This is a genomic window from Azospirillum picis, assembly GCF_017876115.1.
GTDB lineage: Bacteria > Pseudomonadota > Alphaproteobacteria > Azospirillales > Azospirillaceae > Azospirillum > Azospirillum picis.
In genome coordinates this window covers 1-14,994 of record NZ_JAGINO010000015.1, presented here as the reverse complement: position 1 = coordinate 14,994, position 14,994 = coordinate 1, and the positions used below count along the sequence as shown (strand labels likewise).

17 protein-coding genes and 1 tRNA gene are annotated in these 14,994 nt (G+C 66.7%); 17 read left to right on the top strand and 1 reads right to left on the bottom strand.

Annotation, left to right across the window (positions count from 1 at the left end):
• Positions 1-382: 382 nt before the first annotated feature.
• The 17 genes from J2850_RS19015 (at position 383) to J2850_RS18935 (ending at position 14,764) form a co-directional block, all read left to right on the top strand.
• Positions 383-583: a Flp family type IVb pilin gene (locus J2850_RS19015; RefSeq protein ID WP_209984719.1), complete on the top strand. Its 201-nt coding sequence runs from the start codon at positions 383-385 to the stop codon at positions 581-583.
• A 13-nt stretch (positions 584-596) separates the two neighbouring features.
• Complete coding sequence (locus J2850_RS19010; protein ID WP_209984717.1) at positions 597-1,064, top strand: A24 family peptidase; 468 nt, start codon at positions 597-599, stop codon at positions 1,062-1,064.
• A gap of 60 nt (positions 1,065-1,124) precedes the next feature.
• Complete coding sequence (gene cpaB / locus J2850_RS19005; protein WP_209984715.1) at positions 1,125-2,000, top strand: Flp pilus assembly protein CpaB; 876 nt, start codon at positions 1,125-1,127, stop codon at positions 1,998-2,000.
• Complete coding sequence (locus J2850_RS19000; protein ID WP_209984712.1) at positions 1,997-3,433, top strand: type II and III secretion system protein family protein; 1,437 nt, start codon at positions 1,997-1,999, stop codon at positions 3,431-3,433. The genes cpaB and J2850_RS19000 overlap by 4 nt, the downstream gene beginning before the upstream one ends.
• 10 nt (positions 3,434-3,443) lie before the next feature.
• The gene (locus J2850_RS18995) at positions 3,444-4,133 is read left to right on the top strand and encodes a CpaD family pilus assembly lipoprotein (RefSeq protein ID WP_209984710.1); all 690 of its coding nucleotides are present in this window, start codon (positions 3,444-3,446) and stop codon (positions 4,131-4,133) included.
• Positions 4,134-4,154: 21 nt separating this feature from the next.
• Positions 4,155-5,363: a CpaE/TadZ family protein gene (locus J2850_RS18990; RefSeq protein ID WP_209984707.1), complete on the top strand. Its 1,209-nt coding sequence runs from the start codon at positions 4,155-4,157 to the stop codon at positions 5,361-5,363.
• Between the two features lie 8 nt (positions 5,364-5,371).
• Complete coding sequence (locus tag J2850_RS18985; protein WP_209984704.1) at positions 5,372-6,760, top strand: TadA family conjugal transfer-associated ATPase; 1,389 nt, start codon at positions 5,372-5,374, stop codon at positions 6,758-6,760.
• Positions 6,757-7,716 (top strand): type II secretion system F family protein, encoded by a 960-nt coding sequence (locus tag J2850_RS18980; protein ID WP_209984699.1) that lies wholly within the window; start codon positions 6,757-6,759, stop codon positions 7,714-7,716. The genes J2850_RS18985 and J2850_RS18980 overlap by 4 nt, the downstream gene beginning before the upstream one ends.
• 1 nt (position 7,717) lies before the next feature.
• Entirely contained in the window at positions 7,718-8,719 is a 1,002-nt protein-coding gene (locus J2850_RS18975) for a type II secretion system F family protein (RefSeq protein WP_209984697.1), read from the top strand.
• 12 nt (positions 8,720-8,731) lie between these two features.
• The gene (locus J2850_RS18970) at positions 8,732-9,280 is read left to right on the top strand and encodes a TadE/TadG family type IV pilus assembly protein (RefSeq protein ID WP_209984692.1); all 549 of its coding nucleotides are present in this window, start codon (positions 8,732-8,734) and stop codon (positions 9,278-9,280) included.
• Complete coding sequence (locus J2850_RS18965; protein WP_209984689.1) at positions 9,277-9,912, top strand: TadE/TadG family type IV pilus assembly protein; 636 nt, start codon at positions 9,277-9,279, stop codon at positions 9,910-9,912. Before J2850_RS18970 ends, J2850_RS18965 begins: the two co-directional genes overlap by 4 nt.
• 22 nt (positions 9,913-9,934) lie before the next feature.
• On the top strand, positions 9,935-11,305 hold the full coding sequence (locus tag J2850_RS18960) for a VWA domain-containing protein (RefSeq protein ID WP_209984686.1): 1,371 nt from the start codon (positions 9,935-9,937) through the stop codon (positions 11,303-11,305).
• A complete protein-coding gene (locus J2850_RS18955) occupies positions 11,305-13,158 on the top strand; it encodes a hypothetical protein (RefSeq protein WP_209984683.1) in 1,854 nt (617 codons plus the stop codon). The genes J2850_RS18960 and J2850_RS18955 overlap by 1 nt, the downstream gene beginning before the upstream one ends.
• Positions 13,159-13,388: 230 nt before the next feature.
• A complete protein-coding gene (locus J2850_RS18950) occupies positions 13,389-13,715 on the top strand; it encodes an ArsR/SmtB family transcription factor (RefSeq protein WP_209984680.1) in 327 nt (108 codons plus the stop codon).
• Between the two features lie 12 nt (positions 13,716-13,727).
• Positions 13,728-13,991, top strand: coding sequence for a hypothetical protein (locus J2850_RS18945; RefSeq protein ID WP_209984677.1), 264 nt, complete (start codon positions 13,728-13,730; stop codon positions 13,989-13,991).
• The gene (locus J2850_RS18940) at positions 13,988-14,323 is read left to right on the top strand and encodes a DUF3817 domain-containing protein (RefSeq protein ID WP_209984674.1); all 336 of its coding nucleotides are present in this window, start codon (positions 13,988-13,990) and stop codon (positions 14,321-14,323) included. The genes J2850_RS18945 and J2850_RS18940 overlap by 4 nt, the downstream gene beginning before the upstream one ends.
• A gap of 9 nt (positions 14,324-14,332) precedes the next feature.
• Positions 14,333-14,764 carry a CopD family protein gene (locus J2850_RS18935; protein ID WP_209984670.1) on the top strand — a complete coding sequence of 144 codons (432 nt, stop codon included), beginning with the start codon at positions 14,333-14,335 and terminating at the stop codon, positions 14,762-14,764.
• 136 nt (positions 14,765-14,900) lie between these two features.
• Here J2850_RS18935 and J2850_RS18930 read toward each other — a convergent pair.
• Positions 14,901-14,977: transfer RNA gene (locus J2850_RS18930), tRNA-Met, on the bottom strand.
• Between the last annotated feature and the right edge of the window lie 17 nt (positions 14,978-14,994).

The window sequence follows — 14,994 nt, the reverse complement described above, 5'->3', positions numbered from 1 at the left end:
ATCGCAATATTTACATATCGAACAAATGTATTTTTGTTCTTACACAAACATTACCTTAGTAAGCGAAACATCTGCACGGATTAAAATTCGTTTATCCGGATATGCAAGGACGATCGGACAGTGATCGGCTGGCGACACTTGCGTTGCAACCGGATGCCATTGATATTTCTTGCTTATTTAACCGTGCCTGTCCACCAGATATGCGTCAAAGTAGCACATACGCTCGACGTTCTATTCATTTCCTCTTGGAAACCTCTGTGACCGCGTGTTAATTGGCGAAGTGCACGGATCGGATGCCCTGAAAAATCAACGCGCATCCTCTTCTTGCCTCTTCACACGCAAATTCTTTTCGTAGTGTTGCGACCTTTCGGGAGGACATCAAATGCTCCGCATTCTCCGCCGTTTCCGCAAAGACGAGCGTGGCGCCACCGCCATCGAATACGGCCTGCTCGCCGCCCTCATCGCCGTCGTCATCATCGGCGGCGTCACGGCCGTCGGCAACAACCTGAACACGCTGTTCAATAACATCTCGGACAGGATCTCCACGGTCGGCAACAACGCCAAGAGCAGCACCACCCCCTAACCGGTGAGGCTACATGGATGAGAGCATCGCTGCCGCGCTGTGCGCCCTGCTCGCCTGGGCGGCGGCCTGCGACGTCCGCCGGCGCGTGATCCCGAACTGGGTCTCCATGGCCCTGGCCGCCCTCTTCATCCTGACCGCGATGGTCGAGCCGGGCCGATTCGACCCGGCCGGAGCGCTGGCGGCGGGGGCCGTCACCTTCACGGTCCTGTTCGCCGCCTATCTCGGCGGCCTTCTCGGCGGCGGCGACGTCAAGCTCATGACGGCGGCAGCACTGTGGGCCGGTCTTTCGGGACTGCCCGCCCTGCTGCTGGGAACCGCCCTGTTCGGCGGTCTCCTGGCGGCCGCGGTGCTCGTCCGGCGCGGCCTGCGGCGGTTGCGCGCTGGCGGACGGAACACCACCGCCGGCCGGGACGGGCTCCCCTACGGCGTCGCCATCGCGGCGGCGGCGCTTCTGTCCAATCCCCTGCTCTTTCCCGGCTGACCGCCCATCCGTCGCCGCCGGGAGAAGGCCTGAGTTCCACCTCGTTGGGTTCGAAGCACGATGAAGCTCGGCACGGTCTTCCTCGGTATCGCGGCTGTGGCCATGGCCGTCGTCGGCGGCCTGATGGTGCAGGCCGCCATCGGCACGCAAGCCGCGGCACCTCCCGTCGACGTTCCGCAACGGCGGATCGCCGTCGCCGCGACGGATCTCGCCGCCGGCTCCTTCCTGCAACCGATGGCGGTCCGCTGGGACTCCTTTCCGGAAAACGCCTTGCGCCCGGACACGCTGGTCGAAGGCAAGGACAACATCGAGGCGCTGACCGGCTCGGTCGTGCGCGAGGCCGTCAAGGCGGGGGAGATCATCAGCCGCGACCGGCTGCTGTCGCCGCGCGAGCGCGGCTTTCTCGCCGCGGTCCTGACACCCGGCCTGCGGGCAGCCTCGGTGGCGGTCGACGAGGTGTCGGGAACCGCCGGCCTGATCTTTCCCGGCGATCATGTCGACCTGCTGCTGACCCAGGACGTCGGCGAGGACGCGACGGGCCATCGGCTGGCGAGCGAAACGATCCTGGAGGATCTCCGCGTCCTCGCCGTCGACCAACGCACCGACATCCAACGCGAGGGGACGGGACAGCCCTCGCGCGTCGCCCGGACGGTGACGCTCGAGGTCACCGCCAAGCAGGCGCAGGTCATCTCTGTCGCCACCGGCCTCGGCCGCCTGACGCTCAGCCTGCGCAGCCTGGCACGGCCACCGGGCGTCGCCGCGACTGGCCCGGCCAATTCCGCGCAGAGAGGCGAGCCATCGGTGGTCTGGGCCACCGACGTCTCGGTCGTCACGCCGCGCCCGCCGGTCGCGCCGGCGCCCACCCCCGAGGCGCCGGCACTGGGCAAGCCCCCCGTCCCCACTATCATCCGCGGAGCGAGCCGCAGCACGCCATGAACCCAGGCACCCTGTTTCCTCCCGCTCCCCTCAGCCAAGAGGCGCCCTTCGTGCCCGTGTTCCGCACCCTGCGGCGGCCAGCCGCCCGGATCGCCGTCCTGTGGATCGTACTGGTCATGGCGCTGGTGCTTCCCTGCTCAGGACAGGCGGCGACCGCAACCATGACCATCGACGTCGGAACCAGCGAGATGATCAAGCTGTCGGCACCGGCCACCAACGTCTATGTCGCCGATCCCGACATCGCCGACGTGCAGGCCGCCTCCGGCACGGCACTCTTCGTGCTCGGCCGCAAGCCCGGGCGGACCACGGTCTATGCCTTGGGGGCGGACGACCAGGTGATCCTCCACCGCGACATCCGGGTGACCCACGGCCTGACGCCGCTGCTCGAACAGATCACCGCCCGCTTTCCCGGCCTTCCGGTCGGCGTGACCTCCCAGCCGAACCGCCTGATCGTCACCGGCGAAGTGCCGACCCCTGCCGTCGCGGACTCGGTGATGGAGATGGTCAGCGGGTTCGCCCGCCCGGAGGACAAGGTCATCAACCAGATGGCGGTGACCGGGCCGACCCAGGTCACCCTGCGCGTCCAGGTCGCCGAGGTCTCCCGCTCGGTCAGCCAGGAACTCGGCGTCAACTGGGAAGGCGGGGTCCGCATCGGCGACTTCCTGGCCTCCGCGGCGCTCGGGCGCGACTTCATCGACCAGGCGACGAACATGTACACCCGCGCGCCGAGCGGCGCGTCATCCCTGATCGGGCACATGCGAAGCTCGGACGGGCGGGTCAACATCGCCGGCATCATCGATGCCATGCAGGACCAGGGATTGGTGACGCTTCTGGCGCAGCCGAACCTGGTGGCCATGTCGGGCAAGCCCGCCAGTTTCCTTGCCGGCGGCGAGTTCCCGATCCCGATCGCCGAGGAGGACAACAAGATCCAGGTCGAGTTCAAGCAGTATGGCGTCGTGCTGAACTTCCTGCCGACCGTGCTGTCGCCCGACCGCATCGCACTCACCGTGCGGCCGGAAGTCAGCGAACTCACCGACAGCGGCGCCGTGACGATCAACAGCCTGACGATCCCGGCGCTGACGGTCCGGCGGGTCGAGACGTCCGTCGAGCTCGGCAGCGGCGAGAGCTTCGCCATCGGTGGCCTCCTGCAGAACAACAACCGCAGCACGCTGACCAAATTTCCCGGGCTGGGCGATCTTCCGGTGCTGGGCGAGCTGTTCCGGTCGCGCCGCTTCATCAACAACGAAACCGAACTGGTGGTGATCGTGACGCCCTACGTCGTCAACCCGATCCACCGCGGGCCGGGCGTCATCCCGCAACACGGCACGAAGCCGAACCGGGAGCTGGAGGATCTGGTGCGCCGCCGCCAGCAGGCGCTCGGCCTGCCGGCACCGGTCGGCTCCTATTACGGCCCCGCCGGCTACATCTACTGAGGTGCCATCGATGCGCACGCCCATCGCCCCGCCGCTTGCCGTCCTCGGCGTCCTCATCGCGTCAGCCGCTCTCCCCGGCTGTTCGCCGCAGCCCATCTACCAGGAGGAGACTGCCGTCCAGCAGCAACTCACCGTCGCGCAATCCGCCGAGGAGACCACGCTGGACCTGCCGCCCGGGCGGCGCTCGCTGGATGGCGCCACCATCGAGCTTCTCCGCCGCTTCGCGCGGATGGACGGGAATCCCTATGCCGCGCACATCCTGCTGACGCCGGGGGATCGGGTCGAGGAGGCGACGCTTCGGAACGTCCTGGCGACGCTGGCGGCCGCCGGCGTTCCCGACCGCAACATGGGCGTATCGTCGGCCAACCGCCCGGCCGGCCGAATGCTGCATCTGCGCCGGGAAACGGCGGTGTTGGTGATCCCGGACTGCCCGCCGCTCACCCGCGACACGCTGCTCGAGCGGGAGAACGACACCGCCTTCGACCTTGGGCGCAAGGCACTGCCGCCGCCCCGCCTCGGCTGCGCGACCGCGGCCAACCTCGGCCTGATGCTCGCCGACCCACGCGACCTCGCGGAGCCGCAGCGCAGCGGCCCGGCCGCCGGTGCGGTGATGGAGGACTCCGTCCAACGCTACCGGACGAACACGCCACTTCGGCTAGACGGCGGCGGGGCGTCATCCGCTTCCACGACGGCGCGGTAATTGAACGGGCGGGGGATTGCGATGTCCATCCTGGGAAAGCAGGCGTCGGCACGGCCGGCCAAGCGCAGTGGTGCCGCCGAGATCGCGGCGTTCGTCACGGATGGCGAGACGGAGAACGCGCTGCGCCTGCTCGTGCAGGAGCAGGTGATGACCTTCACGGTCGTCCGCCGCGGATCGGTCCGTGACGCCATCGCCTATCTCGGGACCGCGGCACCGCCGCGCGTGCTGATCGTCGACGTCTCCGGCTCCCGGCTGCCCCTCTCCGACATCGACGAGCTGGCCAGCGCCTGCGAACCGGGGGTCGTCGTCATCGTCCTCGGCCAGCAGAACGACATCGGCCTGTTCCGCGACCTGATGCACCTCGGGATTGCCGACTATCTGGTCAAGCCGGTGACGACCGAGTGGTTGCGGCGCAGCATCTCGATCGGGCTCGGCGGCCAGTCGGGCAGCGCGATGCGCCAGCGCACCGGCAAGATCATCGCGGTCACCGGCGCCCGCGGCGGGGTGGGCACCTCGACCGTCATGACCAATGTCGGCTGGCTGCTGGCCAACAAGATCGGGCGGAACGTCGCGCTGGTCGATCTCGACCTGCAATGCGGGGCGATCAGCCTGATGCTCGGTCTCAAGAGGCAGACCGGCATGATGGAAGCGCTGAAGAACGCCCACCGCATCGACAACATCTTCCTCGACCGGACGCTCGTCCATCACGGCGAACGGCTGTCGGTGCTCAGCGCGGAGGAGCCGCTGGGCGACGACACGCATTACGAACCGCAAGCGCTGGATCAGGTCATCAAGGTCCTCGAGCAGCGCCACCATTACGTCCTGTTCGACGTGCCGCGGCGGCCCGATCCGGTCTACCAGCACCTGCTCTCCCGCGCCCAGGTCCGCGTGGTGGTCGCCAACCCGACGATCGCCTCCATCCGCGACGTCATGCGCATCCTCAAGCTGGCGGGACGCGACGACATCGGCCAGCGGCTCCTGGTCGTGCTCAACCACACCGCTCCGCCGTCGCAGGCCGACATCAGCCGCCGCGACTTCGAGAAGGCGGTCGGCCGACGGGTCGACTTCGAGATCCCGTTCACGCGGCATGCCATGTTCGCCGACAATTCCGGAAAATTGCTGGCCCAGCGGCGCTGCACGGCGACCGACCAGTTGATGCGCATCACCGACGATCTGACCGGCCGGCGCGCCGTCCAGCGCTTTTCGCTCGCCCGCCTGTTCGGACGCTGAGGTGAGCCATGTTCGGACGCAAGGTTCAATCCACCCTTCCACCCGCCCCGCCCGATCGGCACCGAGAGGCGCCCGCTCCCGCCGCTGCGGCGGCTGCCGGCGCCATGGCGGCCGACCCGCCCGAACCCGCCGTCGCGGACCGCGATCCCCTGGAACGGCTGATCCGCGAGAAGCTGTTCTCGCGCATCAACGTGTCCGCGGCGGTGACGACCGGGCGCGGCCGGCTGCATGACGAACTGGTGGAGATCGTCGCCGCCATCGCGTCGGGCGAGCGGCTGCCGATCAATGCGGCCGAGCAGGAGCAGATCGTCACCCATGTCCTCGACGACATGTTCGGGTTGGGGCCGCTGGAACCGCTGCTGGCCGACGAGACGATCACCGACATCATGGTCAACGGCCCCCACCAGGTCTATGTCGAGCGTCACGGCAAACTGGAACTGACCGACTGCCACTTCCGCGACGACGCCCACGCGACGAACGTCGCCCAGCGCATCGCGGCCTCGGTTGGGCGCCGCGTCGACGAATCCAGCCCGACCGTGGACGCCCGCCTCCCCGACGGCAGCCGCGTCAACATCGTGCTCCCGCCGGTCGCCCTCAACGGCTGCGTCATCTCCATCCGCAAGTTCGCCAAGCGCAAGGTCGACTTCGCGCAGATGGTGCGGCAGGACAACCTGTCCTCCGGCATGGCCAAGCTGCTGGAGATCGCCGCCGCCTGCCGGCTGAACATCGTGATCTCCGGCGGCACCGGGTCGGGCAAGACGACCCTGCTGAACGCGCTGTCGCGGATGATCGACTCGCGCGAACGCGTGCTGACCATCGAGGACGCGGCCGAACTGCAATTGCAGCAACCCCACGTCGTCAGCCTGGAGACGCGGCCGGTCAACGTCGAGGGCCATGGCGAGATCAACCAGCGCGACCTCGTCAAGAACGCCCTGCGCATGCGCCCCGACCGCATCATCCTGGGCGAGACGCGCGGCAGCGAAGCCTTCGACGTGCTGCAGGCGATGAACACCGGCCATGACGGCTCGATGACCACCGTCCATGCCAACACGCCGCGCGACGCGCTGATCCGTCTCGAGAACATGGTCCTGATGTCGAACGCCAACCTGCCGATCCGCGCCATCCGCATGCAGATCGCCGGAGCGGTCAACCTGGTGGTCCAGATCGAGCGCATGCGCGACGGCGTCCGCCGCATCCAGAGCATCACCGAGGTGATCGGCATGGAAGGCGACGTCATCACCACCCAGGACCTCTTCACCTTCGAATACGACGCCACCTCCTTCGGCGACAAGGTCAACGGCACGTTCGTCGGCACCGGGGTGCGGCCGCATTTCTCCCGCCGCGCCGCCTATTACGGCCTTGAGGAGGCGCTGATGGCAGCGATGAAGACCCCATGACGCCGGCGGCATTGCAGATGCTGGCGCCCGGCATCGGCGCCTTCCTCCTGATCCTCGGCGTGATCCTGCTCTTCGTCGTGCTGCGGGAGGCCCTGACCGGGCGCCGCCGCGCGGTCGCCGAGCGCCTCGCGACCCTCGGCGCACCGGCGGCCAGCGTGATCGGCGGGGATGCCGGCCCGTCGGTGGATGGCGGCGACGACGAGCGCCACGGGGTCCTGCGCCATCTGGAACGGCTGATCGAGCCGGCCGGCGGCTGGCGTGCCCTGCGCCCCACGGCGGCCGGCGCGCTCCTGGCCTTCGGCACCGGTCTGCTCCTGGCCGGCCGGGCGCTGCCGATGCTGCCAGCGGCCGCCGTTGCCCTGGCTGTCGGCCTGTTCGCCGGACGCCAGATCCTGGCCTTCCTCACCCATCGCCGCACCATCCGCTTTCTCGACCATCTTCCGGATGCCATCGATCTGGTGGTGCGCGCCACCCGGGCCGGCGTCCCGGTGAGCGAGGCGATCGTGGCCGCCGGGCAGGAAACCGAGGAGCCGGTGCGCTCCGAATTCCGCCGCGTCGCCGATGCGGTGTCGATCGGCGTCGACCTGAAGGACGCGCTGCGCGAGGCCGCCCTCCGCATCCGGTTGCCCGACTTCGATTTCTTCGTGGTCGCACTGATCGTGCAGCGCGAAACCGGCGGACAGCTCGCCGAAACGCTGGGCAACCTCAGCGACATCCTGCGCAAGCGCAAGGACATGCGCCTGAAGGTCAAGGCACTCACCGCCGAGGGACGAATGTCGGCGTACATCGTCACCTCCCTTCCCTTCGTGACGGGGGGCATGATCTTCGCCATCGACCCGTCCTATATGCTGATCCTGTTCCGGGATCCGGTGGGACATATGCTGCTGCTGGGTGCGGCGGGCTGCCTGGGGGCGGGCACCTTCGCGATCGGCCGCATGACCCGGGCGGAGGCCTGAGATGATGGGCGGTTGGACCGGATCCTGGTATGCAGCCATCGCCAACACCGGGGCGGAAGGACTGGTCCTTCTGCTCTTGGCCCTCGGCGTTCTCGCGCTGGTTGCGGCGGGGGCCTCGCGCGGGCGGGACCGCATCCGCGACCATTTGGACCGGGTGGTGCGCTGGCAGACCGGCGGGCCGTCCGGCGATGAGAGCGACGCGGGCGGTCTGCGGGCCAGTTCGCCCGGTGAGGCACTCGCGCGGATGCTCCGCGCCCTGCATGGTGCGCTGGGCACCGTCGCGTTGGCCAATGCCGCGGAACGCGCCCGCATCCGTCAGCGCCTTCTCAACGCCGGTTTCCGCGATCCCGATTACGTGCCGCTCTTCCTGACGGCAAAGAATGTAAGCGCACTGGCGGGCGTCGCCGCCGGCGCGGTCGCCGTGTTCGGCTTCAACCCGCTTCCGCCGGTCTTCGCCCTGCAGCTCGGAGCCGTCCTCGCCTGCGCCTATGCGGGCATCGTCCTGCCGGAGCGAATCCTGGCGTCCCTGGCCAAACGGCGCCAGGCGGCGATCGGCCGCAGCCTTCCCGACGCCCTCGACCTGCTGATCATCTGCGCCAACGCCGGCTACAGCCTCGACCTGTCGCTTGCCCGCGTCGGGCGGGAGATGCGGATCGCCGCGCGTGCGATGAGCGAGGAGCTGATGACCACCGCCGACGAGTTGCGGGTGCTCACCGACCGGCGGGAAGCTCTGCGCAACCTGGCATCCCGCAACGATCTGGAGTCCCTGCGCTCGCTGGTCTCGACGCTGCTCCAGGCCCAGAAATACGGCACCCCGCTCACCCAGGCCCTGCGCACCCTGGCGGCGGAAATGCGCCACGCGCGCATGATGGCGGTGGAGGAGCGTGCCGCCCGCCTGCCGGCCCTCATCAGCATTCCCCTGATGGTGCTGATCCTGCCGGCCGTCTTCATCATCGTCGCCGGCCCCGCCTTCATCCAGGTCGCCAGGACCTGGAGCCAGTGAGGGAGCCCGCCCATGCCGAAGCGTTCGATCCGGCGGATGGACAACAAGGGATCGGTGGCGGTCGAGTTCGCCATCGTGGCACCCGTGATCATCCTGATCTTCGTCGGCATCTTCGAGCTGGGCATGCTGGAGCTGAGCCGCAATTGCCTTGAACTTGCCGCCCGCGAGGCGTCGCGCATCGGCATCACCGGCAGGACGCCCGCCAACACCAGCCGCGAGCAGTACATCAAGGACACCGTGCAGACGATCACCGCCGGCTACTTCCAGCCGAGCCGCGTCTTCGTCACCTTGTGGGTCTATTCAAGCTTCAACCTCACCGATCCGGAACCCTGGACCGACACGAACCACAACGGCACCTGGGACGCCGACGAACCCTACACCGACGTCAACAAGAACGGGCATTGGGACGGCAACATGGCGGCAAGCGGTGCCGGCGGGCCGGGCGATGTGGTGCGTTACCGCATCACGGCCAGCCGCCCCTACCTGACCCCGATCTGGAAGACCCTGATGGGCGACGGCGATGCGCATTTCATGGTCGAAGCCGTGGTCAAGAACGAATGAACCCGCTCCCACCGGCATGGCGCCCGCTCCTGCGGCCGTCGGCATTCTCCATCCTGCGGGATCGCCGCGGCGCCGTTTCCATCGAAACCGCGATCCTGATGCCGACGCTGTTCCTGATGGTGATGACCGCACTCGACGTCGCGCGATACGCCCGCACCACGGCCACGCTCGACCGCGTGGCCGTGACGGTCGCCGACCTGGCGACCAAATGCCAGACGATCTACGCACCAAGCGTCCAGACGGCGTCGCCATGCAACGTCCAGACGATCTTCAATGCAGGGGCAACGGCAGGCGGCGACCTGGCCGTCACCCGGAACGGCGAAATCATCCTGTCCAGCGTCGGCTGGTACACCACCAATCCCACCGCGCCCTACGGCGCGCAGACCGTCCTTTGGCAGCAGGCCAGCAGCTTCACCACGCCCGGTGCCGGCAGCAGCGTCGGCAGCCCCGGCATGGTTGGCAAACTGCCGGCGGCACAGGTGCTGCCGACCAGCCACAATGTCCTGGTCGCGGAAGTCTTCTTCACCTACCGACCCTGGACCACCCTGAACATCTTCACCCCGGTCATCAGGCGATCGGCGGTCTTCCGCCCGCGCGCCACAACCGACCTGCGGACCCTCGCCACCAATTGACCCATCGTTCGGGAGGCATGGCATGAACAGCATCCGGACCGCCGAACCATCGCGTCCAGCCGGCTTCATTGCCGATACCCGCGGCTCCATCGCCATCATGGTTGCCGTCAGCTTCCTGGTGCTGCTGGGCATCCTCGGGGTCGCGATCGACTTCGCGCGCGCGCAGCTCGCCACCTCCCGCATCTATTATGCCGCCGACGCAGCGACGCTGGCGGTTGCCCGCGAGAACTTCCAGGTGCGCACCAACGCGGAACTGAAGGCGCTCGCCCAGCAGTATTTCGACGCCAATTTCCCTCCCGGCACCATGGGTGCCACCACCAGCCTGGCTGTGGCGACCAGCGGGACGCCGCCGACGGTGCAGGGATTCACCGTCACCGTGACCGCCTCGCTGCCCCTGGTCTTCGCTTCGCTGATCGAGACGCTGGGCGGCTCCCCCGTCGGCAGCGTCGGCATCACCAAGACCAGCGGCGCCATGTTCACCAGCCAGACGTCGAACAAGGGCGGCATGGAAATGGTCATCGTCCTCGACAATTCGGGTTCGATGTCGTCTTCGCAGAAGGACCTGAAGGCCGGCGTCAAGGCCCTGCTCGACATGCTGTTCGAGAGCGACCAGACCAGGAAGAACCTGTATGTCGGAATGGTGCATTACAACGGCTTCGTGAACGTCCTCCAGCAGGCCGTCAACGCGAAGAGCGACATCGTCACCCCGGTCAAGTACGGCACCACCAGCGCCAGCGATTGCCCGTTGGCGACTGTCAAGGGTTCGCTGACCGGCAACCGGCACCTGGGAAACGCCCCGCCGCTCGCCTTCAAGTTCGATTCTCGGAAGGTGCCTGATGCCTGGGGGGTGGAAGACTATTGCCGCCGAACGGTTGGCAAGACGGTGGGAACGCCGGGCGTCAGCCAGGCACTAAGCGCCTTTCGTTCCGACCTGGACACATCGCTGGCCTCCTACACGGCCAAAGGGTCCACCTGGATCGGCGAAGGTTTGGTCTGGGGATGGCGCATGCTGTCGCCGGGATGGCGCGGTCTTTGGAACACGCACGCCGAGGTTGCTCTGCCGCTTGACTACGACGTGCCATATATGAAGAAGGTTATTGTTCTGATGACTGACGGCATCAACGATGTCAATGAACCTGAATATTTTTCCTATAACACCGACAGGTCCACATCCAGTCTCGACACAGACCTGCTCAAGATCTGCAACGCGGCGAAGGCCGACCACAATGTGGTGATCTACACCATCACCTACGGCTCTTCCGTCAACAAGACCCTCATGCGGAACTGTGCCAGCGACCCGTCGAAATACTATCATGCAGCGCTGCCGCAGGACCTCAAGGTCGTCTTTACCCAGGTCGGAACCGACCTCACCACCATGGTGCTCGTGCAGTGATGGCCAGCCACGCTCCCTCCGCCGCGCGATCCGTCGTCTGCCGGCCGATGCCGGCCGATGCCGCACCATGCGACCACTTCGGTGAAACGCGCGTCAAAGACGTACTGTTCGCCGGAACCCTGGCCTTCGTCATGGTGATCGCGCTTTCCGCGAGGGCCAATCTGATCGCCTTCGACGGCTCGGCGATGATAGACCCGGACAGTTGGATGCGGTTGAACCGCCTGCGCGCCGTCATTGAAACCGGGCAACTTGTCCATACGGTTGCCGGGGCGGACGCCGGGCAGCCGCTGTCGCTTCATTGGACGCATCTGCTTGAAGGCGTGATGCTTCCCTTCGTCCGTCTCCTCAGTCCCATGCTCGGGCTTGATGGCGCCTTGACGGCCGTGGGCGTGATGGTCGGACCGTTGAGCGAGATGGTGCTCGCCATGGCCTTGTGCTGGGCGGTCGCCCCACTGGTGCCGACGCGCCATTCCCGAACGCCGGTCGGCGGACTGGTGGCCGTAACACCGATGCTGCTCAGCTACGGGCTGTTCGGCGTGGCGGACCACCATGTCCTTCTCGTGGCATTGGTGGCGCTCGCGTGTGGTTGTGCCTGGCGTGCTGCCTTGCGCCCGGCGCTGCTGCCCGCAGCGGCGCTGGGCTTCTGGGCGGCGGTCGGGGCCTGGCTGAGTGTTGAAAGCCTGACCTACAGCGCAATGGCCTATGGCGGCCTGGGGATCGGCTGGCTGACGGCCGGGACACCGGCGGAACGGCGGCGGATCGCCCGCCTTCTGTTGGTGGCTGGCGGAACACTGACCATCACGATGATGGGTGCGATCCTGGTCGACCCGCCGACGGACGGAATCCTGGGGGTCGAGATGGACCGCTTGTCCGTCCCGTTCGTCATGGCGGCTCTCGTCATCACCACTGCGGCGGCAAGCATGCTGATCACGGCCGAATGGCGCCTGCCTCTGCGCCTGACCGCCACGATGCTTGTCCTGGGATTCACGGGCGTGACCTGGATCCTCGGCTTCGTGGACGCCCTGCGCGTCCCCGCCGAGGTCATGCTCACCAGCGGTGCCGCCGGGGAAGAAGCCGGATTTGACTGGAACCGGATCAGCGAGATGAAGCCGATCGGCGATGCCTACGACTTCGTCATCCACTGTGGATTGGGTACGATGGGACTGCTCGCCGGCGCCTGCGCGCTCCGGCGGCGCGTGAGCGGCGTGGCCATGGTTTACGGCCTGGCCTGCGGAGGCTGCGGCCTGCTCGTGGGTGCGGTGCATATCCGATTCTCCATTTATGCCGCCGCGATGGGAATAGCCGGCATCGTCCTGGGTCTGGAATGGCTGCGTTGCCACACAGCCCTTGCCGGCGGTTTCCGGACGGCCGCGATGATGACGCTGGCGTTGGCGGCGCTCTCCATTTCCATGGGCGCTGCGGCCGCACGCCCGCCCGATACCGACCACACGCCGTTGAAGCCCTGCCCGATGCGAGACGTCGAAGCGACCCTGCGCGGCCTGACCGGGGAGATGCTGCTCGTCTTTCCGAACGACGCGCCGGAACTCCTGTTCCGAGCCCGCTCCGTCCGGGTGGTCGGCGCGCTGTATCACCGCGGCCATCGTGGGCTGAACCTTTTCAACCGGACCTGGGACGCGCCTGCCGACCAAGCGAGGACCGTCATGCGGCAACGGGACATTCATTGGGTCCTGTTCTGCCTACCGCAGGCGCCGATTGGCGAGGTGTCCGGCGCTGAAAGCACCGGCGCAAGCATCTCGTTCGGCAACCTGATGACGCGCGGAACACCACCCGATTGGTTACGTCCCGCACAGCCTGCCGTGCCTGGGGTGTACACACTGTTCGAGGTGCAGTGACGCACACGGGACTTGGCGGCTGCAGGGGTGGGCCACGGTCGCCCCTCCATCCGGTACACGCCACCGCTGCCTGCGGTCAGGACGGCGTCCCCCGCTTCGGCGTCGGCCTGCCAGCCAAACGAAGGCACCCGACATATTTTTCTTTCAGGTGACGGGAATCATTGACCGCACCCGACATAACCTTGTAAGATTTTTCTGACAGGTGGTGGAGACGGCTTTGCGAGGGTGATTTGAAAAGCGAAGGAGACCGGCTGCTGGAGAGCCTGGCCGCGCTGGCCAACCCTCATCGCCTGAGGATCATCGAAGCTCTCCAGACCAATGGCCGCACCTATGTGAGCCAGCTCGCCCGCGAGATCGGAATCAGCCGGCCTCTTCTGCATCTGCATTTGCGCAAGCTTGAAGATGCCGGACTGGTGACGAGCCGTCTTGAGCTTTCCGATGAGGGAAAGGCGCTCAACTTCTACGAGGTCCTACCCTTCGACATTGCTTTGACTCCGACGTCCGTCGCGGATGCAGCACAGTCGTTAAGCCCGCCTTCGAAAACCTCGGAAGCCTGAAAGGACCAAAGCATGGCCGACCATGCCGGCAGTTTTCTCCTCCTCACGATAGTCGCTTTTGTCGTGGTCTTGCTCATCTTCGGCATGAAGTACTTCTCCGCTGCGCGAACGGCCCGCCTGGGGCTGGCGGATGATGAGGCCTACCGCGACCTTGCCGAGCGGGCCGTCAAAGCCCAGGAAGAGAGCGCCGCGTCGCTTTCCAACTTGGCCCGGCACATCTCAACCATCGAAAGCCGCCTGGAGCGGGTCGAGAAGGTCCTCAAGGAGGTCGAATGACCGATCCCGCCGAGCGGGCCGAAGAATTGGCTCGGCTTCGCAGGATGCGCGCCGTGTCGCTCTTGGAGGGGGGAACGCTTCTTCTGCTCCTTGGCCTTGCCGTACCGCTGAAGCATTTCGCCGGCCTGACAATGGCAACCTCCATCATGGGGCCGATCCACGGCCTTGCCTTTGTCCTGTATGTCTGGATGCTCGTCCAGACCGTATCGGAGGGGCGTTGGACGCGCGCCGAAACGATCCGGATGGTTGTCGCAGCCTTCATTCCCCTTGGCGCCTTTGTGAATGAACGCGCTCTGGCGCGTCGACAGGCATCCCTGACAGCAGCCGGCTGAGGACACACCATGGAGTATCTCTGGCTCAAGGCCCTGCACATCGCCGCGGTGGTGACCTGGATCGGCGGCATGCTGGCCGTTTCCATGACCATCGGCGCCGTAGCCGAAACGGATGGAGGCCAGGAGTCCACGCGCCGGTCCAGGCTCCTCGGAGGCGTGCGCCACTGGGACCGGCGCGTCACGACGCCGGCCATGCTCCTTGTATGGGGTGTCGGGCTGATGCTGGCGATGACGGGCCAATGGTTCCCTCAGACTTGGCTGGCCGCCAAACTCGCCATCATTTTGCTGCTCTCCGCGCTGCATGGTGCATTGGCCGGACGCCTGCGCCGTCTGGCAGGCGGGGGGTCGGAGACACCGGTGGGTTTGTTGCGCCACGCACCTGCGGGGATCATGCTAGGGATGGCCACCGCCATCGTGCTGGTCGTTCTCAAGCCGGTTTGACCTGAGCCAAATGGGGAGAACCGGCTGCCAATGGAACTGGTCCCAGGCATTCTGCCGGTTCGAGCCCGGTAGCAAGCGCACCAAAGCCCGAATGAAAGAACGCCCCGTTCCTTTCGGAACGGGGCGTTCGGTGTCTTGGTTGCGGGGGCAGGATTTGAACCTGCGGCCTTCAGGTTATGAGCCTGACGAGCTACCGGGCTGCTCCACCCCGCGGATGTCCTGTGCTGAGG

Excerpts from the sequence above, each read along its gene's own strand:
- J2850_RS19015 (WP_209984719.1), top strand. The coding sequence starts at position 383 with ATGCTCCGCATTCTCCGCCGTTTCCGCAAAGACGAGCGTGGCGCCACC.
- J2850_RS19010 (WP_209984717.1), top strand. The coding sequence starts at position 597 with ATGGATGAGAGCATCGCTGCCGCGCTGTGCGCCCTGCTCGCCTGGGCG.
- cpaB (WP_209984715.1), top strand. The coding sequence starts at position 1,125 with ATGAAGCTCGGCACGGTCTTCCTCGGTATCGCGGCTGTGGCCATGGCC.
- J2850_RS19000 (WP_209984712.1), top strand. The coding sequence starts at position 1,997 with ATGAACCCAGGCACCCTGTTTCCTCCCGCTCCCCTCAGCCAAGAGGCG.
- J2850_RS18995 (WP_209984710.1), top strand. The coding sequence starts at position 3,444 with ATGCGCACGCCCATCGCCCCGCCGCTTGCCGTCCTCGGCGTCCTCATC.
- J2850_RS18990 (WP_209984707.1), top strand. The coding sequence starts at position 4,155 with ATGTCCATCCTGGGAAAGCAGGCGTCGGCACGGCCGGCCAAGCGCAGT.
- J2850_RS18985 (WP_209984704.1), top strand. The coding sequence starts at position 5,372 with ATGTTCGGACGCAAGGTTCAATCCACCCTTCCACCCGCCCCGCCCGAT.
- J2850_RS18980 (WP_209984699.1), top strand. The coding sequence starts at position 6,757 with ATGACGCCGGCGGCATTGCAGATGCTGGCGCCCGGCATCGGCGCCTTC.
- J2850_RS18975 (WP_209984697.1), top strand. The coding sequence starts at position 7,718 with ATGATGGGCGGTTGGACCGGATCCTGGTATGCAGCCATCGCCAACACC.
- J2850_RS18970 (WP_209984692.1), top strand. The coding sequence starts at position 8,732 with ATGCCGAAGCGTTCGATCCGGCGGATGGACAACAAGGGATCGGTGGCG.
- J2850_RS18965 (WP_209984689.1), top strand. The coding sequence starts at position 9,277 with ATGAACCCGCTCCCACCGGCATGGCGCCCGCTCCTGCGGCCGTCGGCA.
- J2850_RS18960 (WP_209984686.1), top strand. The coding sequence starts at position 9,935 with ATGAACAGCATCCGGACCGCCGAACCATCGCGTCCAGCCGGCTTCATT.
- J2850_RS18955 (WP_209984683.1), top strand. The coding sequence starts at position 11,305 with ATGGCCAGCCACGCTCCCTCCGCCGCGCGATCCGTCGTCTGCCGGCCG.
- J2850_RS18945 (WP_209984677.1), top strand. The coding sequence starts at position 13,728 with ATGGCCGACCATGCCGGCAGTTTTCTCCTCCTCACGATAGTCGCTTTT.
- J2850_RS18940 (WP_209984674.1), top strand. The coding sequence starts at position 13,988 with ATGACCGATCCCGCCGAGCGGGCCGAAGAATTGGCTCGGCTTCGCAGG.
- J2850_RS18935 (WP_209984670.1), top strand. The coding sequence starts at position 14,333 with ATGGAGTATCTCTGGCTCAAGGCCCTGCACATCGCCGCGGTGGTGACC.